The 19951-nt window shown below is 72.8% G+C and carries 6 protein-coding genes and 2 pseudogenes; 6 read left to right on the top strand and 2 right to left on the bottom strand.

Annotated features, from left to right (window positions below; genetic code table 11):
• The first annotated feature begins 55 nt into the window (after nt 1-55).
• The gene (locus ACIQD6_RS07185; protein WP_401879116.1) at nt 56-523 is read left to right on the top strand and encodes a DUF6194 family protein; all 468 of its coding nucleotides are present in this window, start codon (nt 56-58) and stop codon (nt 521-523) included.
• Between the two features lie 40 nt (nt 524-563).
• On the opposite strand, the gene ACIQD6_RS07190 is transcribed toward ACIQD6_RS07185, so the two are convergent.
• Nucleotides 564-2060 carry a hypothetical protein gene (locus ACIQD6_RS07190; protein WP_401879119.1) on the bottom strand — a complete coding sequence of 499 codons (1497 nt, stop codon included), beginning with the start codon at nt 2058-2060 and terminating at the stop codon, nt 564-566.
• Nucleotides 2061-2210: 150 nt separating this feature from the next.
• Between ACIQD6_RS07190 and ACIQD6_RS07195 the strand changes: the two genes are divergently transcribed.
• Complete coding sequence (locus ACIQD6_RS07195; RefSeq protein ID WP_401879122.1) at nt 2211-2594, top strand: hypothetical protein; 384 nt, start codon at nt 2211-2213, stop codon at nt 2592-2594.
• A 169-nt stretch (nt 2595-2763) separates the two neighbouring features.
• Nucleotides 2764-4107: a hypothetical protein gene (locus tag ACIQD6_RS07200; protein WP_401879125.1), complete on the top strand. Its 1344-nt coding sequence runs from the start codon at nt 2764-2766 to the stop codon at nt 4105-4107.
• 101 nt (nt 4108-4208) lie between these two features.
• Here the strand turns inward: ACIQD6_RS07200 and ACIQD6_RS07205 are convergent.
• Nucleotides 4209-4601 (bottom strand): annotated as a pseudogene (locus tag ACIQD6_RS07205) (FAD-dependent oxidoreductase); the annotation flags it as partial.
• Nucleotides 4602-4670: 69 nt separating this feature from the next.
• Between ACIQD6_RS07205 and ACIQD6_RS07210 the strand changes: the two are divergent.
• The 3 genes and pseudogenes from ACIQD6_RS07210 to ACIQD6_RS07220 form a co-directional block, all read left to right on the top strand.
• Nucleotides 4671-4947 (top strand): annotated as a pseudogene (locus tag ACIQD6_RS07210) (phosphotransferase); the annotation flags it as partial.
• A gap of 826 nt (nt 4948-5773) precedes the next feature.
• The gene (locus tag ACIQD6_RS07215; RefSeq protein WP_401879574.1) at nt 5774-9907 is read left to right on the top strand and encodes a type I polyketide synthase; all 4134 of its coding nucleotides are present in this window, start codon (nt 5774-5776) and stop codon (nt 9905-9907) included.
• Between the two features lie 38 nt (nt 9908-9945).
• Nucleotides 9946-19920, top strand: a complete 9975-nt coding sequence (locus tag ACIQD6_RS07220; protein ID WP_401879127.1) for a type I polyketide synthase — start codon at nt 9946-9948, stop codon at nt 19918-19920.
• Nucleotides 19921-19951 lie beyond the last annotated feature (31 nt).

Raw genomic sequence — 19951 nt, forward strand, 5'->3', positions numbered from 1 at the left:
CCTCTGTTTTCCGGCCCGAAGTCTCCACAAGCACCTTAATGAAACGCTTGAGCACATGACCGAAGAAGAGATCATCGACTTCATCGAGCACCTGGACGGAGCCCTGGCCATCAGGCCGGGGCCCGGCGACGGTTCACCGGAGATCAGTTGGGGGGATACGTTCTTCTTCTACTCTCCCGAGGGCGTCATGCCGAAAGCGACTCAACCGTTCGCGACGATCGTGACGAAGAACCAGCCGGGCGACGAGAGGTCGCGCCTGGACCGCCCGGACGCGTTCCGCGTCAATATGGCCGCCGGGAAGGAATCGTTCATCAACTGGACCGGCCACGCGCCGCGCGAACCAGCCAGCGACGACGACCCCGGCGTCACCGATGCTGTGATCGCACACCCCGTCTACGGCTCCCTCGGCTGGCTCGCGGTGGTGAATCCGGGCCAACGGACCGACGCGGCAGTCCGCGAGCTGCTCCGCACCGCCCATCACCTCGCACGTTCGCGCCATGAGCGACGTACGTCGGCGCCGTGAGCGACGAGCGGGCTCTGCGACGCCAGGTGAAACACGGCATCTAGGACACGCGCCGCCGACGCCGGTACACGGCCACCAGGACCACGGCCGCCACAGCCCCCGTGAAACCCGCTGCCCAGATGACGGGATCCCGGTAGGGCTGGTAGGGCGGGGCGGGCGACGCGTCGAGCGGGATGACGGCGGTGTTGTTTCCGGGGGTGCGGTCGTAAGGGTTGTACGTACGGATGGTGCCCCGTGCGCCGGGGACCTGCCGGTCGATGCGGACGTGGAAGCCGATGGCGGTCGTACCCCCTTCGTGCCGTACCTCGGAGAAGCCGTCGTAACCGATGTCGCAGACGAAGGCCCCGCCGGGCTTCTCCGGCCGTTCGCACGCCCATTTGCCGCCCGAATCCTCGAAGGTGAACGGGATGGACGTGACGGTGGTTCCCTGCGGCGGAACCACCTCGAAGCGGCCCAGCGCCTCGGAATCGATCAGCCGGCCGGGTCCGTGGTCGCGCAGCCCGAGCCGTACCGTCACCGTGTCGCCGACCCGGCCCCGGACGGTTGCCGTTACCGGCTCGTAGTCGGCCTGCACGGTGGTCTCGACGTGGACGTCGGTGCTGCCGTTCGTGAGGCCGCGGTCGGCCGTCCTCGCCAGGGTCAGCGGGGCGCCTTTGCCTCGTACGGTGAGGTCGTCGGGGATCCGCGGGTCGGAGGACCAGCTGTAGGACAGCGTGCCCGTCAACTTCCCTGGGGCGGCCGTGTAGTTGATCGGGGAACTGGTGCGGTACGCGCTGCCCGGTGCGGCCTTCGTGGGGAACGTGCACCACGCCGAGGTGAACGCGGTGTCGAAAGAGCAGTTGTCGGGGCGTGACGTCATCAGCAGACCGCTCTGCGCGGTGGTGATGTGCAGGGCGACACCCCGCTTCGCGGTGAACCGGCTGTGGTTGGCGAACCTGGGGGTCAGCGGCACGGACTTCCCCGGTTCCACACCTTTGACCGCCCTTTCCTCCTTGGGCGAGTGCAGTGTGGGACCGCCCACGGTCATGCGGGTGGTGCCGGTGACCGGGGCCGCGTTGTCGGCGGTGGCGGTGTACGTCACCGTCCCGCTGTCGCCCGGCTTGACGCCGTCCACACCGCGGAGGTTGAACGGCGCGTTGGCCTCTCCGTCGCCGTTCTGCAGGTTGCCGTACGCGCAGGTGAACACCGGGCCCTCGCCGGTGCAGTTCCCGTAGCCGCCCTTCTCCGCTCGGGCGACGCCCTCCAGCCCCGACGCGTCCACGACGACCTTGACGTTGCGCGCCGGGCCGCCGTCGCCGGCTACGACGGCGACGGGCACGACGAAGTCACTGTTCGTGGCTTCGGCACCCTCGTCGGCGTTGTACATGTGGAAGGCCGCCGGGGCTTCGAGCCGTAAGGCGACGTCGCGGGAGCCGTCGGCCGCCGCGGGAGCCGAGGCCGTGGCGAGGGCGGCGGCGAGACTCGCCGCAAGGGCCGCCAGGGCCGCCGGGCGTCTGGTGATCCGTATACGTATCCGTGTCCGTATTCGTTGGAGCATGCGGGCACTATGCCAGCGCGCAGCGACGGTCGTTAAGATCAGTCCTGGTGCCGGGCCTCCCGCAACGGCCGCCCGTGCTCCGGCACGGAACCACCGGACGGATCTTGTGAGTTCGTCCCGGCGGGCGGGAAACGGGAGGGATTTGAGGCTGTGTCAGAGACCGATGCGGGCGCCGATCGTGATCAGCGGGCGAGGGGTGGCCTCTGGGTGCCCGGCCTCGTGAATCTCGCCGTCGGCATACCCGCGATGATCCCGCTCTACCTCGCGTGGTGGTTGCTGACCGAGTACCTGCCGATGGACTGCCGGAGTACGGGGGACCCGGCCGGCGCCGGGTCCGTCAACTGCAACTACACCACTCTCGATCACGCGTTTCCCGTGATGCTCCTGCTGGCGGTGACAGGGCTGTTCATGCTGCTGGTGGTCCTCATGGTGGATGTGCTTCTGCCGCTGCGGCGCGGTGACCGGCTCGGCAGGTGGCTCGGCACGGCCGTGCTGATTCTGGTCCCGTTCACGGGGTGCACGGCGCTGGTCTGAGGTCGGTTCTCAGCCGCCCTTGGGGCCGTGCTGCCCGATCCGGCCGGGATCGGTGGCCTGAAAGGGTAAGGAGCCTGCACCCGTACCTGCTCGTCCGGACGTACCGCCGAGCGGGGCAGAGCGGTGACACTGGACTTTCCCAGTCCGTGTTTCAGAGGGGGACGCACGCATGCGGGCGCAGCAGACCGGTGACGAGCAGCGGCACGGACCGCAGTGCCCGGGAACCGCGAAGGCCGTGCGACAGCCCCGGCCCGGCGGCGGAACGACCGCGGAGTCGATGCTGCGACTCCAGCGTCTCGCCGGGAACGCGGCGGTGTCCCAGACCATCGAGGAACAGCGGCACACGCACACTGCGGACTGCGGGCACACACCCCCCGTCCAGCGCACGGCGCCGCCGCCGGGTCCCGCTCCCGTGGTCCAGCGCATGCAGCAGGACGAACTGCACCGGCACCCGCCGGGCCCCGCGCTGCGGGTACGGGGTCCCCGCAACTCCCGCGCGAGCGACCGCACACCGAACGCGCTGACGGCGCCCGAATGGCAGAGTCTGCCGCAGGCCACCCGGGACGCTGGCCACAAGCAGCGCGTGGACATCGACGCGGACCCGCAGACGCTCATGGAGACCGATCAGCTCCTCCACTACAACCTGGGCAACATCCGCAGGCTGGCGCCGGACGTTCCCTTGGCAGCCGGGCGCAACGAGGTGCTGGAGGGCATCGGCCGCGCCGACCCGAAGACGCTCGGCCACTGGAAGCGCCAGGACGCACGCGACACACAGCTCGGCCGCGACGCGCGAGCCGCGCGCGACGCGTACACGGAGACTTCCGAGGGCCGGCAGCAGCGCCACCAGGCAGTCGAGGAAACCCTGGCCGACGCCGGCCCCCAGGACGCGATGGGCGACCTGGGCGCACTGCTGGAGCGGTTCGAGGGCGTGGCCATCGGCGGAACCCACTCCGGGGCACCGATCTGGCAGTTCCTGTGCACGCACATGGAGCAGGTCAAGGCCGCCGGTGTGCGCACCCTCTACCTGGAGAGCATCCGGGACGACGGTTACCAGTCGCACGTCGACGTGTACCTCGCCACCGGGACCATGAGCCCCGAGCTGCGGGCGTTCGTCACCCGCTACGACGGCAACATGAACCTGGGCGCGACCGGGCTGGGAGCTGTGCTGGAGGCCGCCCGGACGCACGGCATCCGGGTCAAGGGCCTGGACGGCCGTCCGGCCCGCCGTCCCACGATGTCGGCGACCGCCCTCTACCAGCGCGTCGCCGCCATGAACACCTACGCCACCCAGGCCGTCGCCAACGACCGGCGCCGTCCGTCGGCGACGGGCGGCTACCTCATGGAGCTGGGCAGCGCGCACACCGGCATGTACGCGGGCCCGCCGCAGAACGCGTCGGTGCACGGGGCGCAGTTCCAGGCGGGCGAGGGCTTCCCCGGCGTGGACGACCTGCTGGGCATTCCCGCGGTCGGCTACCAGGACGACGACCGCTTCCGCCGCCTGTCCAACTCCTGACGGCAGGGCCGGGCCACGGAAACTTCCGCTTACGGCGCCGGTACCAACCGGGCCTCTACCGGGCCCGGTTCGCACCCGCGTCGGCCCGTCGAGCATCCGCCTCATTGGGGCTGCTCGTGTCCGGTGAACATGTCGATCAGGCCGTGGGGTGTGTTGTCGCCGTAGAGGAGCTCGTGGAGTTGAGTGCCTTCGGCGGCGGCTTCGGCGCTGCGGGGGAAGAGGGCCCGCTCGTATGCGGTGAGGGCGACTTCGACGTCGTCGGGGTGCGCGGCGAGGGCCTTGCCGATTTCGGCGCCGTCGTACATGGCCAGGTTGGCGCCTTCGCCGTCCGGGATCGAGAGGTGGGCGGCGTCGCCGAGCAGGGTCGCCCCCTGCACGCGATCCCACCGGTGCCCGACGGGCAGGGCGTTGAGGGGACGCAGGACCGGTGCGGTCTCGCTGTCGGTGATCAGCGCGGTGAGCTCCGGTGCCCAGCCGTCGAATTCGTGGGCGATTCAGGCGTGTCGCTCCTGTCGCGTGGCGAATCGCCCCACTCCGGGAAGGTGTTCATACGCGTGGGCACGATGCATGCCGAGGAGCTGGACATCGACGTACCGCTCGTGCGGAGACTGATCACCGCGCAGTTTCCGCAGTGGGCGGACCTCCCCGTCACCCTGGTCGACTCCGCGGGCACATCCAACGCCATGTATCAGCTCGGCGAGGACATGGTCGTACGGCTCCCTCGCATCGCGGGGGGCCGCCAACGATGTGGACAAGGAACACCGGTGGCTGCCGCGGCTCGCCCCGCGGCTTCCTGCCGCCGTTCCCGTACCGCTGGGCAAGGGAAGGCCCGCTGAGGGCTAGGGCCTCTCGTTTGGATCTTGCCGGGCTCGCGTGCCCTGGCACCGCGCCTCGCCGCGTTGTCGTCACTCCACGACGCTCCGCGTCGCCTCACTCCTCCGCCTTGCGATCCACGGCACCAGACCCCGCTCCCTGATCCGGCCTGATCCAAACGAAAGACCCTAGGACCTGTCCGGCCGATCTTTGCCGGGCCCGGAACGCCCGGCACGGCACCTCGCCGCGTTGCCGAAACGCCCACAGGAAACCACCCTGCGGGCGCCCCGGCGCCTTGCGATGCTCCCCCTCGGCCCTGGGGGCCGGGGAGGTACCCCCTGCACCGGACGCCCCGGGGTGATCCGACAAGATCGACCGGACAGGTCCTAGAGGGTGCCGTCTCCTACGCCCGCCTTGGCCGCCGAAGCGGCCCGCCGCGAGCTTCGCGCGCGGACCGGACGGACGCGAGGTGCGGACGCGAGCGGCGGGCGTGAGGTCTAGGGGAATGTAAAGCACCGCCGCCCTTAGCCTCCGACCTGGAGCTCCAATCGTCAGACTTCCCCGAAGGCGGTGCGGCGGCATGACGGCTAGGTCCTGTCCGGTCGATCTTGTCGGATCGGCCCGGGGCGTCTGGTGCGGTGCATCGCAAGGCGCCGGGGCGCCCGCAGGGTGGTTTCCTGTGGGCGTTTCGGCAACGCGGCGAGGTGCTGTGCCAGGCGTTCCGGGCCCGGCAGAGATCGGCCGGACAGGGCCTGGGTCCTGTCCGGACGGTCTTTTCGGATCAGCCCCTGGCCCGGCAGAGATCGGCCGGACAGGGCCTGGATCCGGCACGGAGCGCTCCGGCGATCCCGTGGTGATCGTCGGAATGGCGTGTCGTTACCCGGGTGGTGTCGACACCCCCGAGGACCTGTGGGACCTCGTCCTGTCCGGACGAGAGGTGACCGAGCCCCTGCCGGAGGACCGGGGCTGGGACCTGACCGCCCTCACCGGCGACGGCCCGGGGCGCAGTACGTCCCGGCGGGGCGGCTTCCTGCGCGGCGCGGCGGACTTCGACCCCGGCTTCTTCGGGATCAGCCCGCGCGAGGCGCTGGCCATGGACCCGCAGCAGCGGCTGCTGCTGGAAGTGGCCTGGGAGGCGGTCGAACGCGCGGGCATCGACCCGCTGTCGCTGCGGGGCAGCCCGGCGGGTGTGTTCCTCGGCGTCAGCGGCGAGGACTACGCGCTCCTCGTCCAGCGGGCGGACGAGGACCTGGCCGGGCACGCCGTCACCGGCACCTCGCCGGCCGTGGCGTCCGGCCGACTGGCCTACGTACTCGGGCTGGAGGGCCCGGCGATCACGGTGGACACCGCCTCGTCCTCCTCTCTGGTGGCGCTGCACAGCGCGGTGGCGGCCCTGCGCGCGGGGGAGTGCTCGCTCGCGCTCACCGGTGGCGCGGCCGTCATGTCCACCCCGCGTGGATTCGTCGGCTACTCCCGGCAGGGCGGTCTCGCACCGGACGGCCGGGTCAAACCGTTCTCCGACGACGCGGACGGCACGGTGTGGGCCGAAGGCGTCGGCGTACTGCTGCTGGAGCGGCTGTCCGACGCGCGTCGGTACGGGCACCCCGTACTGGCCGTGGTGCGCGGCAGCGCCGTCAACTCCGACGGCGCTTCAGGCGGGTTGACCACTCCGAGCGGCTCCGCCCAGGAACAGGTCGTCCGGCAGGCGCTCGCCGCCGCCGGACTGACACCGGATCAGGTCGACGCCGTGGAGGCCCACGGCACCGGCACCCGGGTGGGGGACCCCGTCGAGGCGCGGGCGCTGCTCGCCACCTATGGGCGCGACCGGGGCAGCAACGGCCGTCCGCTGTACGTCGGTTCCCTCAAGGCGAACCTCGGCCACGCGCAGGCGGCGGCGGGCGTCGCGGGCGTGATCAAGACGGTGCTGGCGCTGCGCCACGGGACACTCCCGCGTACGGCGCACGTGACCGCGCCCACCTCCGAGGTCGACTGGACGGCCGGCGCGGTCGAGCTGCCGCGCGAGAACACCGCGTGGCCGGACGCGGGCCGTCCGCGTCGCGCCGGGGTGTCCTCGTTCGGGATCAGCGGCACCAACGCGCACGTCATCCTCGAACAGGCACCCAAACAAGCCTCTCCCGAACCGGAGTTCGACGCTCCCGAGGGGAATCCGCGCGTCGTCCCCACCGCGGTGCCCTGGGCCGTTTCGGCCAAGTCCGAGGCCGCGCTGGACGCCCAGCTGGCCCGGATCCGGTCCGCCGCCGACCAGGGCCGCGCCGCCGATGTCGGTTTCTCCCTGGCCACCGGCCGTGCGACGTTCGACCACCGGGCGGTCCTGCTGGCGGCCGACGGGAAGCTGACCGAGGCTGCGCGGGGTGTCGCCGGACAGCCCCGGATCGCCGTGATGTTCCCCGGCCAGGGGTCGCAACGGCTCTCCATGGGGCGGGAGTTGTACGCGCGCTTCCCGGTGTTCGCGGCGGCGGTCGACGCGGTGCTGGCGGAGTTCTCCGCGATCTCCGCGATCTCCGCGATCTCCGCGTCGCGACCGCGCACCGGTTCAGGAGCCGACCTGGGGCGGCTCCGCGATGTCATGTGGGGCGAGGACCCGGGCCTGCTCGACGGAACGGGGTACGCGCAGCCCGCTCTCTTCACGGTCGAAGTGGCGCTCCACCGGCTGGTCGAGTCGTTCGGCGTGCACCCCGACTTCCTCGTCGGGCACTCGGTCGGCGAGGTGGCGGCCGCGCATGTCGCGGGTGTCCTGACCCTGGAGGACGCGTGCCGGCTGGTGGCCGCCCGCGCCGGGCTGATGGAGGCGCTGCCCCGGCTCGGAGCCATGGTCGCCGTACAGGCCGGTGAGGACGAAGTGCTGCCTCTGCTGACCGAACGCGCGTCGCTCGCCGCGGTCAACGGCCCGACGCGACTGGTGATTTCCGGCGCCGAGGACGAGGTGCTGCGGATCGCGGAGACCCTGGCCGGGCGGGGCCGCAAGACCACCCGGCTGCCCGTCTCGCACGCCTTCCACTCGCCGCTGATGGACCCCATGCTGGCGGACTTCCGACAGGTGCTGGAAGGGCTTCGGTTCCAGGAACCGCGCGTCCCCGTGGTGTCGAACCTGTACGGGAGGATCACGACGGCCGGGGAACAGAGCTCACCCGAGTACTGGGTCCGGCACGTCCGCGAGCCCGTCCGCTTCGCCGACGGCGTCCTCGCGCTGCGCGCGGCGGGCGCCACGGTCCTGCTCGAACTGGGCCCGGACGGAACGCTCGCCGCCCTGTCCAAAGACAGCCTGGACAGCCTCGGCGACCCGGCCCGCCCGGCAGACCCGACCGAGCCGGCCGGGCCGCCGGTCACCGCGCTGCCCGCGCTGCGCAAGGACCGCGGCGAGGAAACCGCCCTGGTCACCGCGTTGAGCCGACTGCATGTGGCCGGAGTGCCGGTCGCCTGGCGCGAGTTGTTCGCGGACACCGGCGCGCGCCGGGTGGACCTGCCGACGTACGCCTTCCAGCACCGGCGCTTCTGGCCGACCCTCCCGTCGCACCCCGCGGGCCGCGGGGCGAACGGCGCGTACGCAAGCGACTCCGGCGCCAGCGGAGCGTACGGAGACAGTCCCGGCCACCCGCTCCTGGGTACGGTCGTGGAACTCGCCGGGGACGCGGGCCTGGTGTGCGTCGCCCGCGTCTCGCCCGCCGCGCAGCCGTGGCTGGCCGACCACACCGCACGCGGCCGGATCGTGCTGCCCGGCACGGCCCTGGCGGAACTCGCCGTCCGGGCCGGGCACGAAGTCGAGTGCGCCCACCTCGAAGAACTCGTCCTCACCTCACCCCTCGTACTCCCCGAATCCGGCACCCTGGAACTCCAGTTGCGGGTCGGAGCCGCCCGGGAGTCGGGGCGGCGTCCGGTGACCGTACACGCGCGGCCCGTGACCGTACACGCGCGGCCCGCCCCGGCCACGGCCACACCGTGGACCCAGTACGCCTTCGGTGTGCTCGGCCCCAAGAGCGGGCCCGACGCCGGATTCGACACGGCTCAATGGCCGCCCGTGGGCGCCGAACCGGTCGATCTGGAGAGCGTCCGCCGACGGTCGGCGGACGCCGGGTTCGGCTACGGCCCGGCGTTCCGGGGACTGCGCGCGGCCTGGCGGCGCGGTACGGAGGTGTTCGCCGAGGTGGCCCTGCCCGAGGGCGTGGACCCGGTCGCGTACGTCATGCACCCTGCCCTGCTGGACGCGGCCCGGCACGCCACCCCGGTGGAGGCCGACGTCGGCAACCCCTCGTATGTGCAAGGCTTTTCGCTGCACGGCTCCGGTGCCACGGCACTTCGTGTGAGGCTCATGGCCCGGCCGGACGGTTCGGTGGCGATCGAGGCCGTCACCCCGGGCGGCGAGCCGGCGCTCTCGGTCGAGTCACTGTTCGTACGGCCCGTCCCGCCACTCGACGCTGCACCGGCAGACCGTCCTCAAGCAGGCCTGGCTCCTCAAGCAGACCTGACTCGGGCCGAGTCCGCCGCCGGGGCGAGCACACGTCCGGGGCGGCCGGAGGAGCTGCGCGCCATGTCCGCCGCCCGGCGGGCCCGCGCCCTGCTCGACCTGGTACGCGCCGAGGCCGCCGTAGTGCTGGACCACCCTGACCCGGACCAGGTCGGTGCGGACCTGGCCTTCCGAGAGCTGGGCTTCGACTCCCTCACCGAGACCGAACTGCGGGAGCGGCTCACCGCCGCCACCGGGCTGCGGCTGCCCGGCACCCTCGTGTTCAGCCACCCCACACCCGCCTCGGTCGCGGACCACCTCGCGGACCTGCTCGGGGCCGACCCGGACGACCCGCCCGAGGGCCCCGCGGGTGATCCTCCCGATCCCGCGGGTGATTCGTCCGGTCCGGTCCGCCCGACGAGACCGGCCGGACCGGAGCCCGGCCAGGTTTCCACGGAGGACATCGATGCCGCGCCGGTGGACCGGCTCCTCGACCTCATCGACGAGGAATTCGAACTTCAGTGAGCAGCAGCCCTCTTTCGTCGCGTCGTGAGGACAGTCCGGTGCCAGCAGACCAGTCAGATGGCCAGCAGGACCAGCAGGACCAGCAGGACCAGCAGGACCAGCAGGACCAGCAGGTCAGGATCGTCGAAACCCTCAGGCGGCTCACCGCCGACCTGAGGCGCGCCCGAGCGCGGGTCGAGGAGCTGGAGCGGGGCGCCGACGAACCGATCGCGATCGTCGGCATGAGCTGCCGCCTGCCCGGCGGCATCGGCTCCCCGGAAGACCTGTGGGAACTGGTCAGCACCGAAGGGGACGCCATCACGGCCTTCCCCACCGACCGCGGCTGGGACCTGGACGCCCTGCGCGGCGACGGCCCCGGCGGCAGCCCCAGCCACGAGGGCGGCTTCCTGACCGGGGCGACCGACTTCGACCCCGGCTTCTTCGGGATCGGACCGCGTGAGGCGGCCGCCATGGATCCGCAGCAGCGGCTGCTGCTCGAAGTCTCCTGGGAGGCGCTGGAACGCGCCCGGATCGACCCGCGGACCCTGCGCGGCAGCCGGTCCGGCGTCTATGTCGGCAGCTACAACTGGGGTTACCGGCAGCAGCCGCCGGAGCCCGAGGGCGAGGATCACCAGGGCCATGTGATGACCGGCACCGCGGCCAGCGTCATGTCCGGCCGCGTCGCCTACTCCCTGGGCCTGGAAGGCCCCGCCGTCACGGTGGACACCGCCTGCTCGTCCTCGCTGGTCGCGCTGGACATGGCGGTGCGTTCGCTGCGCGGCGGGGATTCCTCGCTCGCCGTCGTCGGCGGGGTCACCGTCCTGTCGGACCCCGCGATCTTCCCGGAGTTCGGCCGACAGGGCGGCCTCGCCCCCGACGGCCGGTGCAAGGCGTTCGCCGAGGGCGCGGACGGCACCGGCTGGTCCGAGGGCGTCGCGGTGCTCGTCGTCGAACGCCTCTCCGACGCACAGCGCCAAGGCCACCCCGTCCTGGCCGTGGTGCGCGGCAGCGCCGTGAATTCCGACGGTGCCTCCAACGGCCTGACGGCGCCCAACGGTCCGTCGCAGGAGCGAGTCATCCGGCAGGCGCTGGAGAACGCCGGGCTGGACACCCTCGACGTGGACATGGTGGAGGCCCACGGCACCGGCACCCGTCTCGGCGACCCGATCGAGGCACAGGCTCTCCTGGCCACCTACGGCCGTCAGAGGCCCAACGACCGGCCGCTGTGGCTGGGTTCCCTCAAGTCGAACATCGGCCACACCCAGGCCGCCGCCGGAATCGCCGGCATCATCAAGACGGTCCAGGCGATGCGCCACGGCACCCTGCCGCGCACCCTGCACGCCGACGTACCGTCCTCACGGGTCGACTGGTCCACGGGCCGGGTCGAGTTGCTGCGCGAAGCCGTCGCCTGGCCGGATACCGGACGTGCCCGGCGGGCGGGCGTGTCGTCGTTCGGCATCAGCGGTACGAACGCCCATGTCGTCCTGGAGCAGGCTCCGGACGCCCCGGTGGGTACCCCGGATCCGGTGGTGCCGGTCGTACCGGACGTGGTGCCGTGGCCGGTCTCGGCCAGGACCGAAGCCGCACTCGACGAGCAGCTCGTACGACTGAGGTCCCTGCCGGACCCGCGGCCGTCCGCGATCGATGCCGGGCTCTCCCTGGCGAAGGGCCGCTCGACGTTCGAGCACCGAGCCGTACTGCTGGGTTCGGGTTCGGGTTCGGGCGATGGGATGCCGGAGCTGGCCCGGGGCGTGGCGGCCGGGGGCACGTTGGCGTTCCTGTTCAGCGGCCAGGGCGCACAGCGGCTCGGTATGGGACGTGAACTGTACGGGCGTTTCCCGGTGTTCGCGCAGGCCCTGGACGCGGTGCTCGCGGAGCTGGAACAACTGGGCTCGGAGAGCCCGCGTGCGGTGATGTGGGGTGCGGACCCGGACCGGCTCGACGAGACCGGTTCGGCTCAGCCGGCCCTGTTCGCGGTCGAAGTGGCGTTGTTCCGGCTGCTGGAGTCGCTGGGGGTCAGGCCGGACTTCGTGGGCGGGCACTCGATCGGTGAGGTCGCCGCCGCGCATGTCGCGGGCGTGCTGACGCTGGAGGACGCGTGCCGTCTCGTGGCGGCCCGCGCCCGGTTGATGCAGGAGCTCCCGCGAGGCGGGGCGATGGTGGCGGTCCAGGCCGGCGAGGCCGAGGTCCGTCCTCTGCTGACCGGCGGGGTCGCGATCGCGGCGGTGAACGGACCCGGTTCGGTGGTGCTGTCCGGCGACGAAGCGGCGCTCGACGAGGTCGTGGCGGCTCTGGGGGAGCGTCGTACGAGCAGGCTGACGGTCAGCCACGCGTTCCACTCGCCCCTGATGGACCCGATGCTGGCGGAGTTCCGTACGGCCGTCGAGGCGCTGACGTTCCACGAGCCGTGCCTGCCTGTCGTGTCGAACCTGACCGGGCGGCTTGCCGAGGGCGGCGATCTGCGCACCGCCGACTACTGGGTCCGCCACGTCCGGGAGACCGTCCGCTTCGCCGACGGCGTCCGGACCCTGGCCGACGAGGGCGTGAGCGCCTTCCTGGAGGTGGGCCCCGACGGCGTCCTCTCACCGATGGTCCACGAGTCGGTGCCGGACGCGACAGCCGTCGTCCCGGTCCTGGACCGGGTAAGGAGCGAAGAACTGGCGGCGGTGACCGCCCTGGCACGGCTGCATGTGTCGGGCGTACGCGTCGACTGGCCCGCGCTGTTCACGGACACCGGAGCACGCCAGGTCGATCTGCCCACCTACCCGTTCCAGCACGAGAGCTTCGCGCCGCCGTTCGCGCATGCCGTGGTCCGGGGCAGCCGGGGCGATGCTGTCGGTGGTGACGACGCCGAGTTCTGGGCGGCGGTCGAGCGGGCGGATCTGGCGTCCCTGGCGTCGAGCCTCGACGTGGACCCCGACACCCTCGGCGGCGTCGTACCCGCACTTTCCACCTGGCGGACCAAGAGCCGCGAGCGATCGGCCATCGACTCCTGGCGCTTCCGCGAAACCTGGACGCGCCGGGCGCCGAGGCCGGCGCGTACCTCCGGCACCTGGGTTGTCGTCACCTCGCCGCACGGGCCGGACGAGGACTGGACCGAGACGCTTGTCTCCGCCCTGGGAACGGCCGACATCGTCCGCGTCGAGGCGGCACACACCGACCGCGCGGGCCTCGCGCGGCAGCTCACCGCCGCGACCGAGGGGCACGCGTCCGTCGCCGGAGTGCTCTCGCTGCCGGCGCTGGACGGGACGGCACCGGACGGGACGGCGGCCGACGAACCGGGCACCCCGGCCGGGCTGCTCTCCACGGCCGTGCTCGTACAGGCGCTCGGCGACGCGGGGATCCACCGCCCCCTGTGGTGCGTCACACGCGCCGCCGTCGCGGTGGACGACGCCGACCACCCGGCCGATGCGGAACAGGCCGCCGTGTGGGGACTGGGCCGGGTCGCCGCACTGGAGTACCCCGACCGCTGGGGCGGGCTGATCGACCTGCCCGCCGAGCTGACCGACCGCGTGGCCACCGCCTTCGCCTCCGTACTGGCGGCCCGGGACGGCGAGGACCAGGTCGCCGTACGGTCCTCCGGTACGTATGTACGCAGGCTGGTGCCCGCCCCGGCCCGGCGGCCCGCGAGCATGTGGCAGCCGTCCGGCACCGTGCTGATCACCGGTGGGACCGGCGCGCTCGGCGCGCATGTGGCGCGTGGGCTGGCCCGGCCGGGCGGGCCCCGGCTGCTGCTCGTCAGCCGACGCGGCCCGGCCGCCCCCGGCGCGGCCGAACTGCGCGACGAACTGAACCAGTTGGGCGCGGACGTCACCATCGCCGCCTGCGACGCCGCCGACCGCGCCGGGCTGTCGGCCGTCCTGGCGGACATCCCGGCCGAACACCCGCTGACCGGTGTGGTGCACACGGCCGGTGTGCTGGACGACGGGGTCCTCGACCGGCTCACGCCGGAGCGGTTCGCGACCGTCTTCCGCGCCAAGGCCCGCTCCGCCCTGCTGCTCGACGAACTCACCCGCGACGCGGACCTGTCGGCGTTCGTCCTGTTCTCCTCGGTGTCGTCGGCCGTCGGCAACCCGGGCCAGGCCAACTACGCGGCCGCCAACGCGGTACTGGACACGCTCGCCCGACACCGGCACGCGCGCGGGCTGCCCGCGACCTCGATCGCCTGGGGAGGCTGGGAGGGCGGCGGTATGGCGGCGTCCGGGCCCGGCACCGGACCAGGTTCCGGCGGCCTCGCGTCAGGCCGGCTGGACCCGGGGCTCGCGGTCGCGGCCCTGTTCGAGGCGGCCATCGAGCCGTATCCGACGCTGGTCGTCGCCGACCTGTCGCAGCCCGCGATCTCCTCCCTGCTCTCCGGCCCGCGCCGACTCCCGCTGCTGGACGAACTGCCCCACGCGCGGTCGGCGACCCGCGAGGCCGGCGCGCCGGCACCCCGGCTGAGCGGGCGGCTGCGTGACGTACCGGCCACGGAGCGGGCCGCGCTGGTGCTGGAGACGGTACGGACCCACGCCGCCGGGGCGATCGGCCACGCACGGGTGGACGCGGTGCGCTCGGACCGGGCATTCCGGGACTCGGGCTTCAACTCCATGGCCGCGGTGGACCTGCGCAACCGGCTTGCGGCGGAGACCGGACTGCCCCTGCCCGGCGGGGTGGTGTTCGACTACCCGACGCCCCGGCTGCTGGCCGGGCACCTGCTGGCCGAACTGACCGGTGAGGGGGCGGTGTCCGGCGAACGGGCGGTGTCCGGTGCAAACCCTGACAGCGCTGACGAAGCGGATGATGCTGACGACGCGGTGGCGATCGTGGGCATGGCCTGCCGGCTGCCCGGGGGTGTCCACACCCCCGAACAGCTGTGGGAACTGCTCGCCGAGGGACGGGACGCGATCTCGGAGTTCCCCACCGACCGCGGCTGGGACCTCGGGGCCTTCGAGGGCGACGGGCCGTGGAGCGGCGCGTACTTCGAGGGCGGATTCCTCTACGACGCGGCCGACTTCGACCCCGGTTTCTTCGGTATCTCCCCGCGCGAGGCGGTGACCATGGACCCGCAGCAGCGGCTGCTGCTGGAGGTGTCCTGGGAGGCCGTCGAACGCTCGGGACTCGACCCGAGGACCCTGCGCGGCAGCAGCACCGGCGTCTTCGTGGGCAGCAACGGCCAGGACTACGCCCATGTGATGTCCGGCTCCCGCGAGGACGTGGCGCCCCATGCCGCGACCGGGATCGCGGCGAGCGTGCTCTCCGGCCGGGTCTCGTACACCTTCGGTTTCGAGGGCCCGTCCGTCACCGTGGACACCGCGTGTTCCTCGTCCCTGGTCGCCCTGCACATGGCGACGAGGGCGCTGCGCGCGGGTGAATGCTCGCGCGCCCTGGTCGGCGGCGTGACCGTGATGACCGACTCCGCGAGCTTCGCGCGGATCGCCCGGCTCGGCGCGATCGCCCGCGACGGCCGGTCCAAGGCGTTCTCCGACGACGCCGACGGCACCAGCTACTCCGAGGGCGTCGGCGTCGTCGTGGTGGAACGCCTGTCCGACGCTTTGCGTGATGGCCATCGGATCCTCGCGGTGGTACGGGGCAGCGCCGTCAACCAGGACGGTGCGTCCAACGGCCTCACCGCGCCCAACGGACCCTCCCAGCAACGTGTCATCCGGCAGGCGCTGGCCGACGCGCGCCTGTCGGGCGCGGACATCGACGCCGTGGAGGCGCACGGCACCGGCACCCGGCTCGGCGACCCGATCGAAGCGGGGGCCCTGCTGGCCACCTACGGCCGTGAGCGGCCCAAGGACCGGCCGCTGTGGCTGAGTTCACTCAAGTCCAACGTCGGCCACACTCAGGCGGCGGCCGGCGTCGCGGGGGTCATCAAGACCGTACTGGCCCTGCGGCACGCGACACTGCCCCGGACCCTGTACGTGGACACTCCGTCCTCGCGGGTGGACTGGTCCTCCGGCGCCGTGGAACTGCTCACCGAGCAGCGGGAGTGGCCCGCCGTGGACCGGCCGCGCCGCGCCGGGGTCTCGGCGTTCGGCATCAGCGGGACCAACGCGCACATCGTCCTCGAACAGGCCCCCGATACACAGGACTTCGGGGCGGGAGAGAGCCCCGACCCGGAGACCGGCGGCGCCGTACGGGAGGAAGCCGCCCCGGAGACCGACGGCGCCATACGGGAGGAAGCCGCCCCGGGGAGCGACGGCTCCGTGCGGCAGGAGCGTCCCGCCGCCGAGGTCGCCGATGCTGTGCCGGGTGACCGTCCCGCCGAGCTGACCGACGGCTTCGTACCGTGGATCCTCTCTGCGCGGTCCACCCCGGCCCTCGGCGAACAGGCCGCGCGTCTACGGGAGTTCGCGCGAGAACACCCCAAGGCCACGCCCACCGAAGTGGGGTGGTCCCTCGCGACCACCCGCTCCGCCTTCGACCACCGCGCCGTCGTGCTCGGCGAGGACTCCGGGGAGCTTCTCCGCTCCCTCGACACCCTGGCCACTCAGGGCAGCGCGCCCGGCCTGGTGGAAGGGACCGCCCTGGAGAGCGAGAGCGGACCGGTGTTCGTCTTCCCCGGCCAGGGCTCGCAGTGGTGGGGCATGGGCCGCGACCTTTACGCCGGGTCCCGCGCCTTCCGGGAGTCCGTCACCGCCTGCGCCGACGCGCTCGCCCCGCACATCGACTGGTCGCTGACCGACCTGCTCACCGGCGTCGGCGACCCCGAACAGCTCGGCCGGACCGATGTCGTACAGCCCGCCCTGTTCTCGATGATGGTGGCGCTGGCCGGACTGTGGCGCTCCCGCGGCGTCGAACCCGGCGCCGTCGTCGGCCACTCACAGGGCGAGGTCGCCGCCGCCCACATCGCCGGGGCCCTGTCCCTGGAGGACGCCGCCAGGCTCATCGCGCTCCGCAGCCGGACGATGCTCAAGCTCGCCGGACACGGCGGACTGATGTCGGTGGCCGCGCCCGCCGACCGGGTGGGCCCGCTGCTCGACGCCTGGCCCGGCAGGCTGTCCCTGGCCGTCCTCAACGGGCCGTCGTCCGTGGTGGTCTCCGGAGACCCGGCGGCGCTCGACGAACTGAGCCGCCTGTGCGAGAGCCAGGGCCTGCGCGCCCGCAAGGTCCGGGCCGACATCGCGGGCCACGGACCCCAGGTCGAAGCCGTACGGGACGAACTGCTCACCGTGCTCTCCTCGTTGCGCCCCGTCTCCGGACGGGTGCCGTTCTACTCGACGGTGACCGGCGAACGCGTGGACACGGCCACCCTCGACGCCGACTACTGGTACGCCAACCTGCGCCGGATGGTGAACATGGAGCAGGCGACGCGCTCCCTGATCGCCGACGGATACCGGACCTTCGTCGAGACGAACCCGCATCCACTGCTGTCCGGCGCGATCGAGGAGACCTGCGAGGCGGCGGGCGTGGACGGGACGCTCGTACTCGGCTCGATCCGCCGGGACGACGGCGGCCGGCGCTTCCTCAGCTCCCTCGCCGAAGGCTGGGTGCGCGGGCTGCCGGTCGACTGGCGTACGGCGTTCCCGGACGGCGGCGGAGCCCCGCTCGACCTGCCCACCTACCCCTTCCAGCACCGGCGTTACTGGCCCGAGCCCAAGCCCGAGCGTGCCCGGCCGTACGGCGGCGCGGACGGGACCGCCGATGAGAGCGGAGGGGCGGACGCTGCCTTCTGGGATCTGGTGGAGACCGGCGATCTGGACGCGCTCTCCGCCGAACTGGGCACCGACGAACCGGACACCGACGACAGGCACGACGCGCTCTCTACCGTGCTGCCCGCGCTGACCGGGTGGCGCGAGCGGTCCCGCCGGCGGGCGGCCGTCAACGCCTGGTGCTACCGGACCGACTGGTCCCGGCTGCCCGAGCCCGCCCCAGGTGTACCCACCGGCCCCTGGCTGGTCGTCGTCCCGGCCGTCGATGTCGACGACGGCGGCGATTCCTGGGTGGATACCGTGCTCGCGGCGCTCGGCCCGGACGTGGTACGGATCGACATCGAGTCCGCCGAAAGCGCCGACCGCGCGCTCCTCGCGGACCGAATCGACCGTGCGCGTAAGGCCCTTGCCTCTCCCGAGCCCAGCACTTCCGTCCCCGGACCCGGCTCTGCTGTTCCTTCCCGCCCGGGCCCTGAATCGTCGGACAGGCCCGCTTCCGAACCGGCGGAGCAGCGACCGCAGTTCGCCGGAGTCGTCTCGCTTTTGGGCCTGACCGAGGCCCCGCATCCGCGATTCCCGTCCGTCCCCGGCGGCCTCTCCGCCACCCTCGCGCTGGTGCAGGCCCTGGGCGATACGGGACTGGGCGCACCGCTGTGGTGCCTCACCCGCGGCGCCGTCGAGGCGACGCGGGACGACCGTGTCGGCAGCCCCGAGCAGGGCGCGCTGTGGGGACTCGGCCGCGTCGTCGCGCTGGAACAGCCCGGCCTGTGGGGCGGTCTGGTCGACCTCCCGCAGACACCTGACCGGCACACCGCCGCCCGCCTCGCCGCGGTGCTGGCCGCGCGGGGCGAGGACCAGGTCGCGATCCGCGCCTCGGGCGCCTTCGGCCGCAGGCTGGTCCGCGCCGAGCCCGCCCCCGTACGGTCCGAACGGCCGTGGCGTACCCACGGAACCGTACTGATCACCGGCGGTGTCGGAGGACTCGGCGGACATCTCGGCCGATGGGCCGTCGACCGGGGCGCCGAGCACCTGCTGCTCCTCGGCCGCCGAGGCCCTGCCACGCCGGGCGCCGCCGAACTCCGTACCGAGCTGGAAGAGCTGGGCGCCCGCGTGACGGTCGTGGCCTGCGACGCCGCCGACCGGGACGCGCTCCGCGCCGTACTGTCGGCGATCCCGGAAGAGTTCCCCTTGTCGGCGGTGATCCACGCCGCCGGAGTGTCCACGGGCGACGGCGACAGCGCGTCCCTGACCAACGATCAGCTGGAGGCGCTGCTGCGGCCCAAGTTGGCCGCCGCGCTCCTCCTGCACGAGCTGACCGAGGGCGTCGACCTGGATGCCTTCGTGATGTTCTCCTCGGGGGCCTCGACCTGGGGCAGTGGCGGGCAGCCCGGCTACGCGGCGGCCAACGCCTTCCTCGACGCGCTCGCGGAACACCGCCGCGCCTCCGGCCTGACCGCCACCTCGGTCGCCTGGGGCGCCTGGGGCGAGGCGGGCATGGCCGTGGACGACCCCGGCCTGCTGGCGCGGCTCGCGAAGCGCGGCGTCCTGCCGATGGAGCCTTCGAAGGCCGTCGCCGCGCTCCAGCGCGTCCTCGACGAGGACCGGACCACCATGACGGTGTCCGCGATGGACTGGGCCGCGTTCGCGCCGAGCTTCACCGCCGTCCGCCCCAGCCCTCTGCTCGCCGACCTGCCCGAGGCCCGCGAACCGGCGCTCCCGCAAGGCGCCGGAAACACGGGAGACGCGGCGCACCCGGGAGACAGCGCTGGAGACCAGGACGGCACACCGTCGCTGCCCCGGCGCCTCGCCGAACTGCCCACCGCCGAACGGGGCCGCGTGCTCCTCGAAGCCGTACGCGCCGAAGTGGCCGTGACGCTCGGCCACACCGGGACGGAAGCCGTCCCCGCCGACCGTGCCTTCCGCGACCTCGGCTTCGACTCGGTGAGCGCGGTGGAACTGCGCAACCGGCTCAGGACGGTGACCGGGCTGTCCCTGCCCGCGGCCCTCGTCTTCGACTATCCCAGCGCCACCGCACTCGCCGGACACCTCGCGTCCGAGCTGTTCCCCGAAGCGCGGGAGCCCGTGGCGGACCCGGAGGCCGAAGTCCGGCGGGTGCTGGCGTCGATCCCGCCGAGCAGGCTGCGCAAGGCCGGGCTGCTGGACCTGGTGCTGGAACTCGCGGACGCCGGCGGCACCGCCGACCCCGCGAGCGCCCGGCCCGGGTCATCGGACAGCCACGACACCCGGCACCGCGAGGGCGCCGCCGCCGACGGTGGTCCCGACGCGGTCGACGGCAACACCGATGGCACCGACAAGGCAGGGATCACCGACATCGACGACATCGACGACCTCGACGGCGAGAGCCTGCTGAGGCTCGCGGCCGAGACCAGCACCGACTGACGCGCGTCCCGAGAGACGGACTCACGCCCGA

This window comes from Streptomyces sp. NPDC088400, from assembly GCF_044753355.1.
In the GTDB taxonomy this organism is placed as follows: domain Bacteria; phylum Actinomycetota; class Actinomycetes; order Streptomycetales; family Streptomycetaceae; genus Streptomyces.